We start from the raw sequence: 15,318 nt of genomic DNA, 5'->3' as shown, positions 1-15,318 counted from the left end.
CCCCGCAACCCACACCACACACCATCGAACCCGCCCTGCGCAACATGCGCTGGCCGGACCCAAAGGGCGATTAACTCGGGGTAAGCCCTGAGCAAGAAGCATGCGCAGCTGTGGTGCAGACGTGAAAAAGGCCGCCCGGGCATGGCCCGGGCGGCCTCATGAGAAAACACGTTTTTCAGTGAATCGCCGGCTCGCTCACCTGCCGTGCGGCGCTGCGAACAAAGACCCTGCTGCCTTCACTGGCAGCCAGCGACGCTGCTGGCGTCGAAGCTGTAGGCATAGGCCTTCTGCACACCGTTCTTGGTGTACTGCATCAGCATTGGCGAGACGCCTGACGGCACCTTCGAAGGCGTCTCGATGCGCGGGTGGTCGAAGTTCAGGCCGTTGTCGGTGGTGGCCTGCGGATGGGTCATGCGGTCGGTGCAGACGAAGCTGCCCTTGGCACCGCGCGAGGCCGACTGGTAGAGCCGCGGCATCGAGCCGGCATTGACCACCAGCGCCACTTGCGAGCCGCCCATCCAGCTCATCTGCGGGTAGCCCGCGTTGATGCTGTCGCTGGTCAGCTGGGTGGCGGGCACGGACCAGGCCAGCACGTTGGCAGCAGCGTTGTAGCGCAGGTAGAACGGGAAGCCGGCATTGACGAAGGCCAGGTGCATGTAGCCCTGGTCGTCCGTGGCCAGGCTGAAGTGGCTGGCCATCGGGTCGGTGTCGACATTGTTCGGGTCGCCCGGGTCCAGCGTCTGCTGCGCCTGCCACGGATCCTGCGGCGTGCCGCCAGCCGGGCGTTGCTGCCAGAAGATGCCTTCGCGAACCGAATACACCACGCCAATGCCATTCGGCGTCAGCACCAGGCGGGCGCTGCGCTGTGGTGAATCCAGTGTCGACAACGCGTCCTGCGGGCCGAAGGTGACGCCGGTGTTGATCCAGGTGTTGCCACCGGCGACGCGGTAGTAGAGCACCAGCACCGAGGTGCCGGTGACGTTGTCCTGCTCGACGAAGGAGACCCAGAAGTTGCCGGCACGGTCCTGCACCAGGCTGGGATTGGTGGCACCGGCGGAGCCGCCGGGCGTCTTGGGTCGCACGGTCTGACCCGGGCCCTTCATCTGCCAGACCTGCGTCGTCGGGTCGTACTTCAGCGGGGCAAACAGGATCTCGTCGGACGAGCCGGAATAGACCACCGACAGGACGCCGTTGCTCAGCGAACCATCCGACGTGCTCTTGGCCCCGGTGCCCGCCAGCGAAAGTGCCGCCGTCCAGGTGATGCCATCGGTGCTGTTGTAGAGCTGCAGCGAGTCGCCGCTGGTCTGCGCACCGCGGTTGGCCAGCAGGTGGTAGACGCCGTCATCGGTGATCCACATGTGCTCCTGGTGGCGGTAGGAGATCAGGCGCTGGTTGGTGCCCGACAGCGAGCTCACCGTCGGCGAGATGACACCGGCCCAGGCCGGCGCCATGCTGGCCAGCGAGCCCAGCACGCCGGCCACCAGCGCAAATGCTGCCAGGCCGGCCACACGGCGCGAAAACGCCGACCACGGGTGCGAAAAACGGTACTGCATCACGAGCAACTTCCTCCTGGAGCAACAAAACTCTGCTGCGGCATGCGCCGCGGCCCACCGGATTTCTTTTGCCCAAGCCCTGAAGCCGGCTTCACTTTGCCGGCAGCACGCCGAACACGAGACAGCGCCAGGCTGCAAGCAAGTGAAGGGCCGGCACAACGAGCCTGACAGCGGCGTGACAGGCAGCAGGCCGCCCGGTGGATGCGCGGCCTGATCAGAGTTCGATGATGCCCCGCCGCAGCGCGATCGTCACGGCATGCGTGCGGTCAACTGCGCCCAATTTGGCAAGAATGCCCTTCATGTGGGCCTTGATCGTGTCTTCCGTCACGGTAAGCAAACTCGCCACCCGCTTGTTGGAGCCGCCCTGGGCGACCAGTCGCAGGACCTCGATCTCACGCGGACTGAGCGCCTCGTCCAGCAGATGCTCGGCCAGTTCGGCGGCGATTTCCGACGGCACCAGGCGCCGGCCGGCATGCACCTGGCGGATGCCCTCCACCAGCTCCTTGCGCAGCATGCTCTTGAGCAGGTAACCGCTCACGCCGGCCTGCAGGGCACGGCGGATCTGCACATCACCCTTGTAGGTCGTCAACGCGACAATGCGGGCATGCGGCCACTCGGCGCGGATCGCAAGCGTTGCCTCCACACCGCCCATCAGCGGCATCTGCAGGTCCATCAGCGTGACATCGGGCCGGTGCAGCCGGAAGGCCTCGACGGCCTCCCGGCCATTGCCCGCCTCGGCCACCACCTGCAGGTCCGGCTGCTGCGCCAGCATGCTGGCAATGCCCTCGCGCAGCAGCGCGTGGTCGTCCACCGTCAGCACCCGGATCGGGGGCGGCGGTTCGGCGGGGCGAGGCGCTTCGGTGGTCATGCGTGAGGGAGTCAGAGATCGGAAGTGTCGTCGGATCGGGTCGGTCCATCGCCAGCGGCATGCCACCAGCGCCGCAAATGCTGCCACGGCCCGGCGCTGCGGCGCTGCCATTCCAGGCGCAGCGTCGTGCCCTGGCCAGGCGCGCTCTGCAGCGACAGCCGTGCACCCAGCCGGGCCGCGCGCTCGCGCTGGCCAGCCAGGCCCCAATGGCCGGGCCGGCCGCCAGCGGCCAGCCATTCCGGCGGCAGGCCGCGGCCATCGTCCTGCACCTCCAGCAAAAGCTGTTGCGCGCCCTGCGCAAACGTCAGCTGCACGCGGCTGGCCGCGGCATGGTGGAAGGCATTCAGCAAGGCCTCGCGGGCGATCAGCCACAGCTCCTCCTGCTCGGCCGGCGCCAGCTGCACCGGCACGCCGCTGCGCCGCAATTCAAACGGCACGCCGTGCTCCTGCGCCAGTTGCTCGCCCAAGGCCTGCAGCCGCTGGTCCAGCGCCGGTCCGGGTTCGTCTGGCGAGCGCAGCGCACCGACCCGGTCCCGCCCTTCGACCAGCACCTGCTCGGCCAGGTCCAGCGCCCGTGTCAGGCCCGCGCGCTCACGGGTGTCTTCGGGCAAACGATCGGCCGCGGACTGGAAGCGCAGCAGCAGGCCCTGCACGCTTTGCAGCAGCGTGTCGTGCAGCTCGCGGGCAATGCGCTCGCGCTCCAGCAAGCGAGCCTGGTGGCGCTCGTTCAGGCGCCGCGTGAGGCTGCGCATGCGCAGCCGGAAAGCCCAGGCCAGCAGGCCCAGCACCACCGGCACGCACATCAGCGGAAACCACCAGGTCTGGTAGAAGGCCGGCAGGATGCGCATCGACAGCGCCGCCCCCTGCGGGCTCCACACGCCGTCTTCATTGGCCGCCAGCACCTCGAAGCGGTAGCGGCCAGGGCCGAGGTTGGTGTAGTAGGCCGCGCGGCGCGTGCCGCCGTCCTGCCAGTCGCTGTCCACGCCTTGCAGCCGATAGCGAAAGCGCACCCGCTCCGGCATCGACAGACTCAGGCCCGCGTAGTGAATCTCCAGGCTGCGCGTGCCCACCGCCAGCTGCAGGCCGTCCTGCAGCGGCTGCGGCTGGCCGTCGGCCACCAGTGCCTGCAAACGGACCGGCGGCGGCAGCGGATTGCGTGCAATGCGCCTGGGGTCCAGCCAGACCACGCTGTTGGTGGTCGCGAACCACAAGCGCCCGTCGCTGCCTTTCACCGCCGAGGGAATCGGCCGCAGCTGCGAGGGCGCACCGTCCAGCCCGTCGTGGTAGTCGAAGCGCTCGAAGGTGACCGCATGCGCCGGCTGCTGCAGCGCCGCGGCCAGCTCGGCCGGCGCAATGTGCAGGATGCCGGACGCGCTGTTCAACCACAGGCCACCATCGCCACCCAGCACCAGGCCGGAGACCCCCATCAGCGCCTCGCCAGCCAGCTGCAGCGCGTGGAAGCGCTGGCCGTCGAACCAGGCCACGCCCTGCTCGCCGGCAATCCACAGGCGCTCGCTGCTGCCGTCCAGCGCCAGCGGCGAGCCCAGGCTCAGCCCGTCGGCCTCGGTGAAATGCCGCGCCTCGCGCGGCTCGCCGGGCGACAGCCGGACCAGGTGGTTGGCATTGAAGGCCAGCCATTGCGCGCCCTGGCGGTCCAGCCCGATGGCCAGCGGGTAGACAAAGTCGACACCAGCCGGCAACGGCTGGCGCGTCCAGCGTTCCGCACCAGCGGAGGCCTTGGCGTCGTTGCCACTCTCGCGGCGGAACATGCCCTCGCGCATCACGGAGAGCCACAGCCGCCCCTGGGCGTCCTCGCCAATTGCCTGCAGCGGATTGCCCGCCGCGGCCGGCGGCAAGGGCACCGGCTCGACCCGGCTGCCGCGCGCGCGCCACAGCCCGGTGGCCCCGCCCAGCCAGACCTCGCCATTGCGCGCCCGGTAGGCCGCGGTGATGCGCGGGCCCAGCGTCGGTTGCCGCACAAAGCCAGGGCTGGTGCCGCCGGTGGGCAGCAGCAGCGCCGAAGGGCCGGTCACGCTGCCGGCCCAGACCTTGCCGCCCTCGCCCGCGGCCAGGCTGAACCACAGCGACTGCGGCGGCAGCAGCACCCGCGTCAGCTTGTTGCGCCGGAAGCGGTCCAGCCCGCCGGTGGTCGCCACCCAGACCGTGCCCTCGCGGTCCTCCAGCATGCTCATCACCAGCTCGCCGCTCAGCCCCTGCGAGGGCTTGAACCATTGCGCGGTCTCCGCGTCCGGCAGGCCCAGGTAGCCGCCGACGGGCATCTGGAGCGGCGCGACCACCCGCGCCAGGCCGCTGCGCGCGCCCAGCCACAGCGTGCCGTCGCGGTCGAACATCAGCGTGCTCAGGTCGCCCGGGCCGGGTTCGATCGCCACGCGCGCCGGCAGCGAAGGCGACAGCGCAGGCGGCTGGCCTGGCGCCTGCGGCGCCGCAGTCAGCGGCCAGACGCCACGCGTGCCATTCGTCGCCCACACGGCGCCCTGCGGGCCCAGTGCCAGCTGGCCGTGGCCCTGCGAATCGCCGCAGCGGGCAAAGCGCGCCGCGCCTCGCGGCAGGCAATAGCCCGCGTCGTCCGCCAGCGCCCAGACGCCATCGGACCCGTCCACCACCACCGCATAGAACGGCAGGTCCGGCAGGCCCTGCGCCGCGCCCAGCGTCTGCCAGCGCTCGCCCAGCTGGCGCGCCAGCCCGTGGGCCGTGGCCACCCAGAGGCTGCCGTCCGCCTGCTGCGCCAGCCCGGTCACGGTGCCGGTCGGCAGGCCTTGCGCCGGGCCCACGTGCTGCAGGCGCCCGTCCTGCCAGTGGCTCAGCCCGCCGTAGCGGTAGCCTATCCACAAGCCACCATCGCGCTGCGCCAGCAGCGAGGCCACGCTTTGCGACACCAGGGCCTGGCCGGGGCCGGCCGCGAAGCGCTCGAAATGCACGCCGTCGAAACGGAACAGCCCGGTGGCCGAGCCCAGCCAGAGGTAGCCGTCGGCCGTCTGCGCCAGGCTGTTGACTTCGGACGGCGCGCCGTCGCGGGTCAGCCAGGCGCTATGGTGGAACTGGGCCAGGTCCAGCATGGCCGGCAGCGCCAGCACGCGGCCCGGCAGCCCGGCCAGCAAGGCCGCGACCAGCACCATCCATCGCCACGCCATGGCAGGCCTGCGCGCTCGCGCCATCATCGTGCTGCCATCCGCTCCAGGAAAGAAAAACCACCGGGCTGCGGGGCAGGCGGCCCGGGCACTGCTGCGGCCGATTGTGGCAGCAGGCCGCCATCCGGCCGGTCCGGCGTGTGCGGTCGGATTACACGAAAGGGTAGCCCCCGGGCTGCACGATCCGGGCTGGCCCCGTGGCGGCCGCGTTCCTAAACTGATTCCACACTCCCTCAACCCACGGAAACCGCCCATGCCCTCGAAGTTGTCCACCTCCCGGCTGCTGGCCGCCCTCGCCACGCTGCTGCCCGCACTGGCCCTGCCGCTGGCTTCGCAAGCCGCAGACGAAGGCCTGCGCGTGGCCACCTTCAGCAAGAACAGCTCGGGCTGGACCGGCCCCGGCGGCATTGGTGGCGCCAGCTTCATCAACAAGAAGTCCGGCAACGAAGCACCATCGCTGCAGACCAAGTTCGAGGACTTCGGCATCACCTTCAGCGAGCAGAAGGCCAGCTGGACCGGCGACCTGAAGACCGGCAAGGCCTTCGAGATCGGCCTGGACGTCAACGTGCACGACATCGTGTTCTTCCACGACTCGGTCACGCGCGACCTGGCCGTCGAGATCCGCGACTACGACAACCCGCCCGAAGGCTACCCCTACACCTCCGTCTGGTACATCGTCGGCACGCTGAGCCCGGCCAACAAGGGCTGGCAGCACTACTCGGTGACCGTGGCCGACCCGGCCGCCACCACGCTGCCGCAAGGCTGGGGCGGCTACGGCGCCGAAGACCCGGTGACCTACGAGCCCAAGCTGCCGCCAGGCCGCACCTTCGCCAACGTGATTGCCGGGGCCGACGAGATCGTCTTCACCACGCTGATCCCGGGCTGGGTCTACGGCTTCACCTATTTCAACGTCGGCGTGGACAACCTGTTCATCCGCCAGATCACGCCGCAGTGAACGGCACGGGCGGTCGGCGGACCGCCCCGCACAGGTAATGAGTCCGCTGGTTCATCTTCGCGATGAGCCTTGTGGTTGAGCCAGCCGGCGTGGGGCACACTCTGCCCTCCGCCGGGCTGGCTTTTTTTGTGCGCGGCGAAACTGCCTCCTTCGCCCCATGGACTTCAAGCAGCTCGAGTATTTCGTCGCCGTTGCCGAACACCGCAGCTTCAGCCGCGCCGCCGTGTCGCTGGACATCGCGCAGTCCGCGCTGAGCCGCCAGGTGCGGCTGCTGGAAGTGGAGCTGCGCGAAACCCTGCTCAGCCGCAACGGCCGCGGCGTGACCTTGACCGAAGCCGGCGAGCGCCTGTTCCAGCACAGCGTGGGCCTGCTGCAGCAGCTGGCCGCCGCGCGGGCCGACCTGGGCGCCCAGCGCGACGAGCCGGTGGGCCGCATCACCATCGCGCTGCCGCCCAGCATGGGCCGCCAGCTGACGCTGCCGCTGATCAACGCCTTCCAGCGCCAGCTGCCGCGCGCCCGGCTCGCCGTCGTCGAAGGACTGTCCAGCCACATCGCCGAATGGATCGTCTCCGGCCGGGTCGACCTCGGCCTGGTCTACAACCCCGAGCCGCAGCCCGAGCTCGAATTCGAGCCACTGCTCAGCGAGCCGCTGGGCCTGGTCTCGCCAGCCACTGGCCAGCCGCGCCGCAGCACGCCACGCAGCCTGCCGCTGGCCGAGCTGCCGCAGTTCCCGCTGGTGCTGCCCGAGCGTGCCCACGTCATCCGCCGCCTGCTCGAAACCCAGACCCTGCTGGCCGGCCTGAAGCTGCAGGTCGCCTGGGAAGTCTCCAGCGTCGCTGCCTTGATCGACCTGGTCTGCGCCGGCTACGGCCACGCCGTGCTCACGCCCAGCGCCGTGGTCGCCTCCGGCCGCGGCGACCTGCTCACCGTGCGCCCGCTCACGCCCTTGCTCAACAGCGTGCTGTGCCTCACCACCTCGGCCCACAAGCGCCCCAGCGCCCTGACCCGCCAGGCCCGCCAGGTGCTGGCCCAGCTCGTCAGCGGCCTGCCGCAGGCCGCGGCGGCCGGATCACTACCGGGTTGACCCGCTTTTCGGGTGATTGCCGGCTAAAGCCTTTGCGCGCATGGCCGAAGAACTGCCATGAACACGCGCAACCCGGCTTTTTCCCTGCCCATGGACGACCACCGCGGCAGCCGCCAGCACCGCTTCATGGAGTCAGCCGACCTGAACTCGGCTTTTCGTGAAGTGTTCACGCCGCTGCGCACCAACATCCGCCGCGGCATGACGCTGGATGGCCAGCTGTACGCGATCGAGATGGACGGCTGCATTCCCGGCCAGATGCTGGGCACCGAATGGATTCCCCCGGCCACGCGCGGCGTGGACGACGCGGCGATGCTGGCCGATGCGCCGGTACGCCGCGCGCTGTTCCGCAAGCTGCTGGCCGAACAGCGGCCGGAGAGCCTGTTCGTCTATGTCTGCGAGCATGGCGGCGGCAAGGCCAAGCCGACGCTGTACGTGGAGATCGCCTCGGAAGACGGCTGCTACGCAGCCGAGTACGCGATCATCGACGGCACCGGCTGGCACCGGCGCGAGTTGCTGCATGCGCCCTTCCGCAGGCTGTGCGCCGTACCCCAGTCCTGATTCAACGAGTCAACGGCTGATGGTGCCGCTGCTGATCAGCAGCCGGTGCTCGCCAAATCGCGCCAGGTCCTCCGGGTCGTGCGTGATCATCAGCATCGGCAGCTTGATGCGGTCCAGCAGCGCCTGCAGCTCGTCGCGCATGCGGCCGCGCAGCGCCGGGTCCAGCGCGGAAAAAGGCTCGTCCAGCAGCAAGACCTGCGGCTGATTGACCAGCGCGCGCGCCAGTGCAACGCGTTGGCGCTGGCCGCCCGAGAGCTGGTGCGGCCGCTGGCCGGCCATCTCACCCAACTCGAAGGCTTGCAGCCAATGCTGCACGGCCTCGCTGCCCCTGCGGGCGCCGGGATTGAGCCAACCCCTCTGCAGGCCGAAGCCAATGTTCTGTTGCACCGTGAGGTGCGGGAACAGCGCGTAATCCTGAAACAGGTATCCCAATCGGCGGCTGCGCGCGGGCTGGTTGACGCCGGCTGCGGCGTCAAACCAGGTCTGGCCACCAAAGCGGATGTGGCCGTGGTCGGGCTTCAGCAGGCCGGCAATGGCCTGCAGCGTCAGGCTCTTGCCGGCGCCCGACGGGCCGTAGAGCACGACGCGCTGCGCGTCGGACTGGAACGCCACGTTCAGCTCGAACTGCCGCCCGCCGCCGCTCAAGCGCTTGCGGATCGCCACGTCCCAACGGACTGCCAAACCTTCGCCGCCAGCGGCTTCGATGCGAGCCCCTTCGGGCGGCCGTGCGGGATTCATGTCGCGGCATTCCGCGCCGGCGCCAACCGCCCGGCCAGCAGCAGCGCCGCCACGCAGGTCACCGAGGTGATCAGCACCAGCAGGTTGGCGGTGTCGTCCTGGCCCGCCTGCACGGCCTCGTAGATCGCGACCGACAGCGTTTGCGTGCGGCCCGGGATGCTGCCGGCCACCATCAGCGTGGCGCCGAATTCGCCCAAGGCGCGTGCAAACGCCAGCAGCACCCCGGCCAGCACGCCGCGCCAGGCCAGCGGCAGCGTCACGCGGAAGAACACCGCCCATTCGCCCAGGCCCAGCACGCGGGCGGCCTGCTCCAGCTGCGGCTCCACGCCCTCGAAGGCGGCGCGGGCCGACTTCAACACCAGCGGAAAGGCCACCAGGCTGGCGGCCAGCACGGCGCCCTGCCAGGTGAAGATCAGCTGGATGCCGAAGTGCTGGTACAGCCAGCCGCCCAGCCAGCCACGCTTGCCCAGCAGCACCAGCAGGTAATAGCCCAGCACCGTGGGCGGCAACACCAGCGGCAGCGTCAGCAGCGCATCCACCAGTTCGCGGCCAGGAAAGCGCAGCCGCGCCAGCGCAAAACCCGCCGCCGTGCCCAGCACCAGGTTCAGCGCGGTGGCGCAGCCGGCCACCTTCAGTGACAGCGCGAGGGCGATCCAGGCTGCGTCCACTGCGGCCCTCGATCAAGGCTTCTGAAAACCGTGGCGCGCCAGCACGGCCTGGCCGGCCGGCGACAGCACGTGCGCCAGCCACTTGCGCGCGGCGTCGGCATTGGCGCTGCCTTCGATCACCGCAATGGGGTAGCTGATGGCGGTTTCGGTCGGCACGGTCAGCACCACCTTGACCTTGTCCTTCTGCACCGCGGCATCGGTCGCGTAGACAAAGCCGGCCTCGGTCTCGCCGCGGGCCACATAGTCCAGCGCCTGGCGCACGTTCTGCGCGTAGACCGCCTTGGGCTCGACCACTGGCCACAGCCTGGCCGCCTCCAGCGTGCCCTTGGCATAACGCCCGGCCGGCACGCCTTCGGGCTTGCCGAGTGCAATGCGTTTGACTTCAGACCTGCCCAGGTCGGCCAGTGACTGCAGCGGCAGGCCGCCCTCCAGCGGCGTGATCAGCACCAGGCTGTTGGCCGCGAAGTTGCGCCGGCTGCCCACTGCCAGCAGCTTCTGCTGCTCGGCCTTGTCCATGGTCTCCTGGTCGGCCGAGGCGAACACGTCCACCGGCGCGCCCTTGGCGATCTGGGCCAGCAAGGCGTCGGACGCTGCGAAATTGAACAACAGCCTGGTGCCGGGGTTCTGCGCCTCGAAGCTGGGCGCCAGGTCTTTGAAGGCGTTGCTGAGGCTGGCGGCGGCCGAGACGGTCAGCTCGGCCGCGTGCGTGGCCAGGCTGAGCAGGGCCAGCGCAGCGAACACGCCTTGGCGCAGGGGCTTCAAAGTCCAGGGGAAGGTCATGCTGTGCAGTCCGAGGAAGAAGGCAAGGAAGGCAGCGCAATATATCGCAGTGCACAACGCTCGCCCTGGCGTGGCTCAGCCGGCCATCAGCTTCATCAGCTTGCGGATGTCGGCCTGGCAAGCCTTCAGTGCCTGGGCCTCGATGCTGCGGTAAAGCGCAATCACCTCGCGGCCGGTGTCCGTCAGCTGGCTGCCGCCGCCGCGCTGGCCGCCCACCGCCGAGCTGACCGCCGGCTGCCGCAGCGCGCGGTTCAGCTCGTCGACCAACAGCCAGGCGCGACGGTAGGACATGTCCAGCGACTTGGCCGCCGCGGTGATGGAGCCGGTCTCGGCCAGCGCTTCCAGCAAGGCCACCTTGCCCGGGCCCACGCCCACCAGTTCACCCAGCGAAATTCGCATGCGCAGCTTCAGTTCGGGCTTGGACGCTGCGGCTTTGCCGGCTTTTTTCGAGGTGGGCATGGCGGTGGATCATGCAGTGAAAGCCGCTGCATTGGAGCACCGTTGTGCGGGTGCCGGCACCCGCACAGATGCGGCAAGACGCAGCGCCGTTGTGCCTGGGCAGCGACGACCCGGCCGCCTACGCTGCACAGCATGACGAACACCGACTGGATGCCCTTGCTGACCTACTGCCTGGTGATGTCCGGCACGCCCGGGCCGAACAACGTGATGCTGGCCATGCTGGGCGCCAACCAGGGCTACCGCAGCAGCCTGCCGTTCATCTTCGGCATCAACATGGGCCTGTTCCTGCAGACCGTCCTGTGCGGCCTGGGGCTGGGCAGCCTGCTGCTGGCGCACCCGCGGCTGCATGCGGTGCTGCGGCTGGTGGGCGTGGCCTACCTGCTGTGGCTGGCCTGGCAGATGGCGCGCACGCGCACCGGAACGCAGGCCCGCGCCGGCCGGCAGCCGGGCTTCTGGCAGGCGGCGGCGTTCCAGGCAGTCAACCCCAAGAGCTGGATCAAGGCGCTGACGCTGGGTGCCGTCTTCATGCCGGCCGGCATGCCGCCGCTGGCCGGTGCGCTGCTGATCGGGCTGGTCGGCTGGGCCATCGGCTTTCCGTGCAACTCGGTGTGGGTGATGTTCGGCGCGGGCATCCGCGGCTTCCTGGCCGACCCACGGCGCCAACGCGCCTTCAATGCGCTGATGGGGCTGACGCTCGCGGTGCTGGCCGTCTCGATGCTGCGCACCTAGACTGCCGCGATGTTCTCGATCGATCGCGACTCCCCCGTGGCCCTGGCCGACCAGATCGAGGCCGGCGTGCGGTCGCTGGTGGCCAGCGGCCAACTGCCGGCTGGCGCGCGGCTGCCGTCCATCCGCCAGCTCGCGCAGCAGCTCGGCGTGGGGCTGCAGACCGTGATCACCGCCTACGACAGGCTGGTGGCCGCAGGCTGCATCGACTCGCGCGGCACGGCCGGCTTTTTCGTCTGCGAACAGGCCGCCTCGCTGCCGGACGCCGCGGCGCTGGAGGCCGGTGAGGAGCAGGAACCGGTGTGGCTGGCGCAGCAGGCCAACGAGCAGCGCCCCGGCGTGCTGCTCGCCAGCAGCGGCGGCCTGCCGCCGAGCTGGCTGGAAGACGCGGTGCCGGCCGCCGTGGTGCAGCGCGGCCTGGCGCGCAGCAGCGCCGGCATGGCCTCGCGCTGCCCGCCGCAAGGGCTGCCCGAGCTGCGCGAGCGCATTGCGATGCTGCTGCGCAGCCAGGGCATGGCGGTGGACGCCGGGCGCGTGCTCACCACCTACGGCGGCACCCAGGCGATCGACCTGATCTGCCGCGCCTTCCTGCAGCCGGGCGACACGGTGCTGGTCGAGAACCCGGGCTATTTCCTGATGTTCGGCCGGCTGCGCGAAGCTGGCGTGCGCATCGTGCCCATCACGCGCCGGCCCGATGGCGTGGACCTGAACGAGCTGGAGGCCGCCTGCCGCGAACACCGGCCGCGGCTTTTCTTCATCCAGAGCACACTGCACAACCCCACCGGCTGGGGCAGCACGCCCGCCAACCTGCACCGCGTGCTGGTGCTGGCCCAGCAGCACGGCTGCCTGCTGGCCGAAGACGACGTGCACGGTCACTTCCACCCCGGCACGCCCACCCGCCTGGCCGCGCTCTCGGGGCTGGAGGGCGTGATCTACTACGCCAGCTTCAGCAAGGCGCTGAGCCCCGCCTTGCGCATGGGCTACATGGCCGCCGCGCCCGAGTTGCTGCGGCAATTGCTGCGCCAGAAGATCTACACCGTGCTGAGCAGCGCGGCGCTGAACGAATACGTGTTGCTGGAGCTGCTCTCGGCCGGGCGCTGGCGCAAGCACCTGGAGCGGCTGCAGCGCAAGCTGCTGGCCGCGCGCAACGCCTGCACCCGCCAGCTCACGCAAGCCGGCATCAGCTTCGGCACGCCTGGCGAAGGTGGGCTGTTCCTGTGGGGCCGGCTGCCGGCCGGGGTGGACGTGGACCTGCTGGTGCAGGACGCCTACCGCCAGCAGATCCTGCTGGCCCGCGGCGCAACCTTCCGGGCCGACACCGCGCCCGGCGCCGCCGCAGACCCGCACCTGCGCTTCAACGTCGTCTTCAGCCAGCAGGCCCGGCTGGCCGACTACCTGCAGAGCCGGCTGCAGGCGCTGGCCAGCGGCCGCACGGCGCTGAGCCGGGTGGCGGGCGACAGCCTCAGGCCGTGACGTTTACGGCACCTCCGGCCCATTCGAGGGCCTGAGCGTGCCGCCCGTCACGCTTGGCAACGCGGCGACAGCCGCCGCCGCCTTTGCGCTTCAGCAGCCCATGTACCAGCCGAAAAGCCGGGACACCCCATCCCAACGCCTTTTTTGGCAGGAGACATTCGATGCGCTTTTTCTCGCCCACGCGGCGCTTCGGCCTGACGGCCGTGGCCATGGCCTCTCTCGTGATGCTGGCCGCCTGCGGCGGCACTGACTCGGCCGATGCAGGCGGCGGCGGCGGATCACCGGTGGTGCCGGCCACCACCATTGCCGGCACCGTGGCCGTGGGCGCGCCCATCACCAACGGCAGGCTGCGCGTGCTGGACGCCAACGGCAACGTGGTCGTCAGCGACCTGGCGATTGCCGCGGACGGCACCTATGCCGACGTGACGCTGACCGGCCCGGCGCCGTACCGCATCGAAGCCTGCGGCTATGCCGGCCCGAACTACCTTTGCGTCTACTCGGTGACCAGCGCCGCCGGCACCGCCAATGTCACGCCGCTGACCAGCGCCATGGTGCTGCTGGCCTCGGGCCAGTCGCCCGACACGCTGATGAGCGGCAGCAACCCTGCCCTGACCACCGACAGCATCGCCTCCGCCCAGGACCAGCTGCGCACCAGCCTGTCCAGCGTGCTGGCGAGCGCCGGCATCACCGGCACCCTCGACTTTGTTTCCAGCCCGCTGGACGCCGGCTCGCGCACCGGCTATGACGGTGTGCTGGACGCGATCGGCGTCAGCACCGGCTCTGACGCCGGCACCGCCTTCGTGCAGATCACGCCGCGCATCGGCGAGGGCAACGTCTACATGACGCAGGGCGACACCTCCGGCACCGTGACGACCACCGCCAGCGCCAGCAGCCTGCAGCTGGGCGGCCTGGAAACCCTGTTCAACAACATGACGGCCTCGCTGGCCAGCGCCTCGGCCTGCAGCGAAACCAGCACCGGCATCCTGCGCTCGCTGGCACCGAACGCCCACATGCAGCTGGGCGACGGCAACGACGTCGCACGCGGTGCCACTGCGGTCGCGCAAGGCCTTTGCAGCTTCTTCGCCCAGGGTGACAACGGCACGCCGATGTGGGGCTCCCGGCTGATGAGCCCGACGCTGGGCCGCTGCGACACCAGCGCCACGCCGACCTGCCGCGTCTCGTTTGTGCTGCAGGACACCGACGGCAACGTCAAGCCTGTGGGCGACGGCATGGCCGTGACCCAGGTCGACGGCCAGTGGAAATTCCTCGGCGACCTGTTGCCGATCAGCCTGCACGCCGCCGCCAAGGCCCAGCGCACCCGCCGCATCGACAGCACCGAGCCGGTGTTCGACTACGACCGCGCGCTGGCCTTCGACGTGGGCGCGGTTTCGGGCCTGATGTGCGCCCAGATCTCGCAGCGCGACAGCAGCGGCGCCGCAACCACCATCGCCTACTTCAAGCGCTACGGCGAGAACGTGCAGCGCCTGTCGCTGTGGACCGTGGACGGCTGGGGCAACGGCGCCAGCACCGACCGCCTGGTCGGCCAGCTGCGCGGACCGGACGACACCTGGGTGGCCCTGCCGCAAGGCACCGATGGCGACGCCGTGGTGCGCAACTTCTACCGCGGCGGCCGCACCGTGACCTTCTCGTTCTTCAGCGACGGCGATTGCAGCGTGCCCATGGCCATCGAAGGCCAGACCAGCTACGACGTGGACGTCAACGGCGTGCCGCCGGTCTGGTCGGCGATGGAAAGCCTGCCCTGGCCCGAACTGGACGCCGACAGCGTGAGCGCCCTGCGCAGCCTGGCGATCGACGGCGGCGCCAGCGGCAGCTTCCACGCCGCCTGGAGCTTCGCCCACGGCCCGCTGGGGCTGGACGGCGCAACCGTCTGTGCCAGCCGTGCCGACTGCGGCGACGGCGGCAACGGCCGCCTGGGTGACCGCGGCCTGAGCCCGAGCGCACGCGACGCCACCATCAGCCTGAGCAACCGCGGCAGCGTGGTCAATGCCAACGACGCCAAGACCCTGGCGCTCTATGGCCGCACCGGTGACGGCGTGGACCTGCAGAGCAACTACAGCAGCTGCCCCGGCGCGGCGGCGGGCGAGTCCTGCCACTGAGCTGCTTTTTGCCCCTGACACGACGGCGCCCCGCGGGGCGCCGTTTTTCCTGGCTCACCCACACCGCAGCGCCCTGACGCACAAGAAGTAACCCCCTCGAAACTCCTGCGGAGTAAGCTGCGCCGCGGCACCGATGGAATCGGTTCCAAACCGGCGCAGCGCGCTGCCCGCATCGCGGCCGCCGCCACAA

13 protein-coding genes are annotated in these 15,318 nt (G+C 70.1%); 6 read left to right on the top strand and 7 right to left on the bottom strand.

Features of this window, described 5'->3' with window-relative positions; all coding sequences use genetic code 11:
- Positions 1-236: 236 nt before the first annotated feature.
- The 3 genes from LRH25_RS16985 to LRH25_RS16975 all read right to left on the bottom strand — a co-directional run bounded on the left by LRH25_RS16985 (position 237) and on the right by LRH25_RS16975 (position 5,573).
- On the bottom strand, positions 237-1,556 hold the full coding sequence (locus LRH25_RS16985) for a hypothetical protein (RefSeq protein ID WP_141288245.1): 1,320 nt from the start codon (positions 1,554-1,556) through the stop codon (positions 237-239).
- 211 nt (positions 1,557-1,767) lie between these two features.
- Positions 1,768-2,421, bottom strand: coding sequence for a response regulator transcription factor (locus LRH25_RS16980; RefSeq protein ID WP_141288246.1), 654 nt, complete (start codon positions 2,419-2,421; stop codon positions 1,768-1,770).
- Positions 2,422-2,432: 11 nt separating this feature from the next.
- Entirely contained in the window at positions 2,433-5,573 is a 3,141-nt protein-coding gene (locus tag LRH25_RS16975) for a sensor histidine kinase (protein ID WP_231011740.1), read from the bottom strand.
- A gap of 250 nt (positions 5,574-5,823) precedes the next feature.
- Between LRH25_RS16975 and LRH25_RS16970 the strand changes: the two genes are divergently transcribed.
- From LRH25_RS16970 to LRH25_RS16960, 3 genes are all read left to right on the top strand, one after another.
- Positions 5,824-6,525, top strand: coding sequence for a PEP-CTERM sorting domain-containing protein (locus tag LRH25_RS16970; RefSeq protein WP_141291842.1), 702 nt, complete (start codon positions 5,824-5,826; stop codon positions 6,523-6,525).
- Positions 6,526-6,682: 157 nt separating this feature from the next.
- Positions 6,683-7,609, top strand: a complete 927-nt coding sequence (locus LRH25_RS16965) for a LysR family transcriptional regulator (protein ID WP_231011739.1) — start codon at positions 6,683-6,685, stop codon at positions 7,607-7,609.
- Between the two features lie 57 nt (positions 7,610-7,666).
- Positions 7,667-8,167 (top strand): hypothetical protein, encoded by a 501-nt coding sequence (locus LRH25_RS16960; RefSeq protein ID WP_141289744.1) that lies wholly within the window; start codon positions 7,667-7,669, stop codon positions 8,165-8,167.
- Positions 8,168-8,176: 9 nt separating this feature from the next.
- Here LRH25_RS16960 and LRH25_RS16955 read toward each other — a convergent pair whose 3' ends face one another.
- The 4 genes from LRH25_RS16955 to LRH25_RS16940 all read right to left on the bottom strand — a co-directional run bounded on the left by LRH25_RS16955 (position 8,177) and on the right by LRH25_RS16940 (position 10,812).
- Positions 8,177-8,905, bottom strand: coding sequence for a sulfate/molybdate ABC transporter ATP-binding protein (locus LRH25_RS16955; RefSeq protein ID WP_141289745.1), 729 nt, complete (start codon positions 8,903-8,905; stop codon positions 8,177-8,179).
- Positions 8,902-9,573 carry a molybdate ABC transporter permease subunit gene (modB, locus tag LRH25_RS16950; RefSeq protein ID WP_141289746.1) on the bottom strand — a complete coding sequence of 224 codons (672 nt, stop codon included), beginning with the start codon at positions 9,571-9,573 and terminating at the stop codon, positions 8,902-8,904. Before modB ends, LRH25_RS16955 begins: the two co-directional genes overlap by 4 nt.
- A gap of 12 nt (positions 9,574-9,585) precedes the next feature.
- Positions 9,586-10,353, bottom strand: coding sequence for a molybdate ABC transporter substrate-binding protein (gene modA / locus LRH25_RS16945; protein ID WP_141289747.1), 768 nt, complete (start codon positions 10,351-10,353; stop codon positions 9,586-9,588).
- Between the two features lie 75 nt (positions 10,354-10,428).
- Positions 10,429-10,812 (bottom strand): winged helix-turn-helix domain-containing protein, encoded by a 384-nt coding sequence (locus tag LRH25_RS16940; RefSeq protein ID WP_141289748.1) that lies wholly within the window; start codon positions 10,810-10,812, stop codon positions 10,429-10,431.
- Between the two features lie 132 nt (positions 10,813-10,944).
- Here LRH25_RS16940 and LRH25_RS16935 point away from each other — a divergent pair, with 132 nt between their 5' ends.
- From LRH25_RS16935 to LRH25_RS16925, 3 genes are all read left to right on the top strand, one after another.
- On the top strand, positions 10,945-11,541 hold the full coding sequence (locus tag LRH25_RS16935) for a LysE family translocator (RefSeq protein ID WP_141289749.1): 597 nt from the start codon (positions 10,945-10,947) through the stop codon (positions 11,539-11,541).
- Positions 11,542-11,550: 9 nt separating this feature from the next.
- Positions 11,551-13,011 carry an aminotransferase-like domain-containing protein gene (locus tag LRH25_RS16930; RefSeq protein WP_231011735.1) on the top strand — a complete coding sequence of 487 codons (1,461 nt, stop codon included), beginning with the start codon at positions 11,551-11,553 and terminating at the stop codon, positions 13,009-13,011.
- Positions 13,012-13,172: 161 nt separating this feature from the next.
- A complete protein-coding gene (locus LRH25_RS16925; RefSeq protein ID WP_231011733.1) occupies positions 13,173-15,128 on the top strand; it encodes a hypothetical protein in 1,956 nt (651 codons plus the stop codon).
- The last annotated feature ends 190 nt before the right edge of the window (positions 15,129-15,318 follow it).

Source organism: Ideonella azotifigens, assembly GCF_021043325.1.
GTDB lineage: Bacteria > Pseudomonadota > Gammaproteobacteria > Burkholderiales > Burkholderiaceae_C > Ideonella > Ideonella azotifigens.
The sequence above is the reverse complement of the archived record's forward strand: the minus strand, read 5'-3'. Positions and strand labels throughout refer to the sequence as shown.

Excerpts from the sequence above, each read along its gene's own strand:
- LRH25_RS16980 (WP_141288246.1), bottom strand. The coding sequence starts at position 2,421 with ATGACCACCGAAGCGCCTCGCCCCGCCGAACCGCCGCCCCCGATCCGG.
- LRH25_RS16975 (WP_231011740.1), bottom strand. The coding sequence starts at position 5,573 with ATGGCGTGGCGATGGATGGTGCTGGTCGCGGCCTTGCTGGCCGGGCTG.
- LRH25_RS16970 (WP_141291842.1), top strand. The coding sequence starts at position 5,824 with ATGCCCTCGAAGTTGTCCACCTCCCGGCTGCTGGCCGCCCTCGCCACG.
- LRH25_RS16965 (WP_231011739.1), top strand. The coding sequence starts at position 6,683 with ATGGACTTCAAGCAGCTCGAGTATTTCGTCGCCGTTGCCGAACACCGC.
- LRH25_RS16960 (WP_141289744.1), top strand. The coding sequence starts at position 7,667 with ATGAACACGCGCAACCCGGCTTTTTCCCTGCCCATGGACGACCACCGC.
- LRH25_RS16955 (WP_141289745.1), bottom strand. The coding sequence starts at position 8,905 with ATGAATCCCGCACGGCCGCCCGAAGGGGCTCGCATCGAAGCCGCTGGC.
- modA (WP_141289747.1), bottom strand. The coding sequence starts at position 10,353 with ATGACCTTCCCCTGGACTTTGAAGCCCCTGCGCCAAGGCGTGTTCGCT.
- LRH25_RS16940 (WP_141289748.1), bottom strand. The coding sequence starts at position 10,812 with ATGCCCACCTCGAAAAAAGCCGGCAAAGCCGCAGCGTCCAAGCCCGAA.
- LRH25_RS16935 (WP_141289749.1), top strand. The coding sequence starts at position 10,945 with ATGACGAACACCGACTGGATGCCCTTGCTGACCTACTGCCTGGTGATG.
- LRH25_RS16930 (WP_231011735.1), top strand. The coding sequence starts at position 11,551 with ATGTTCTCGATCGATCGCGACTCCCCCGTGGCCCTGGCCGACCAGATC.
- LRH25_RS16925 (WP_231011733.1), top strand. The coding sequence starts at position 13,173 with ATGCGCTTTTTCTCGCCCACGCGGCGCTTCGGCCTGACGGCCGTGGCC.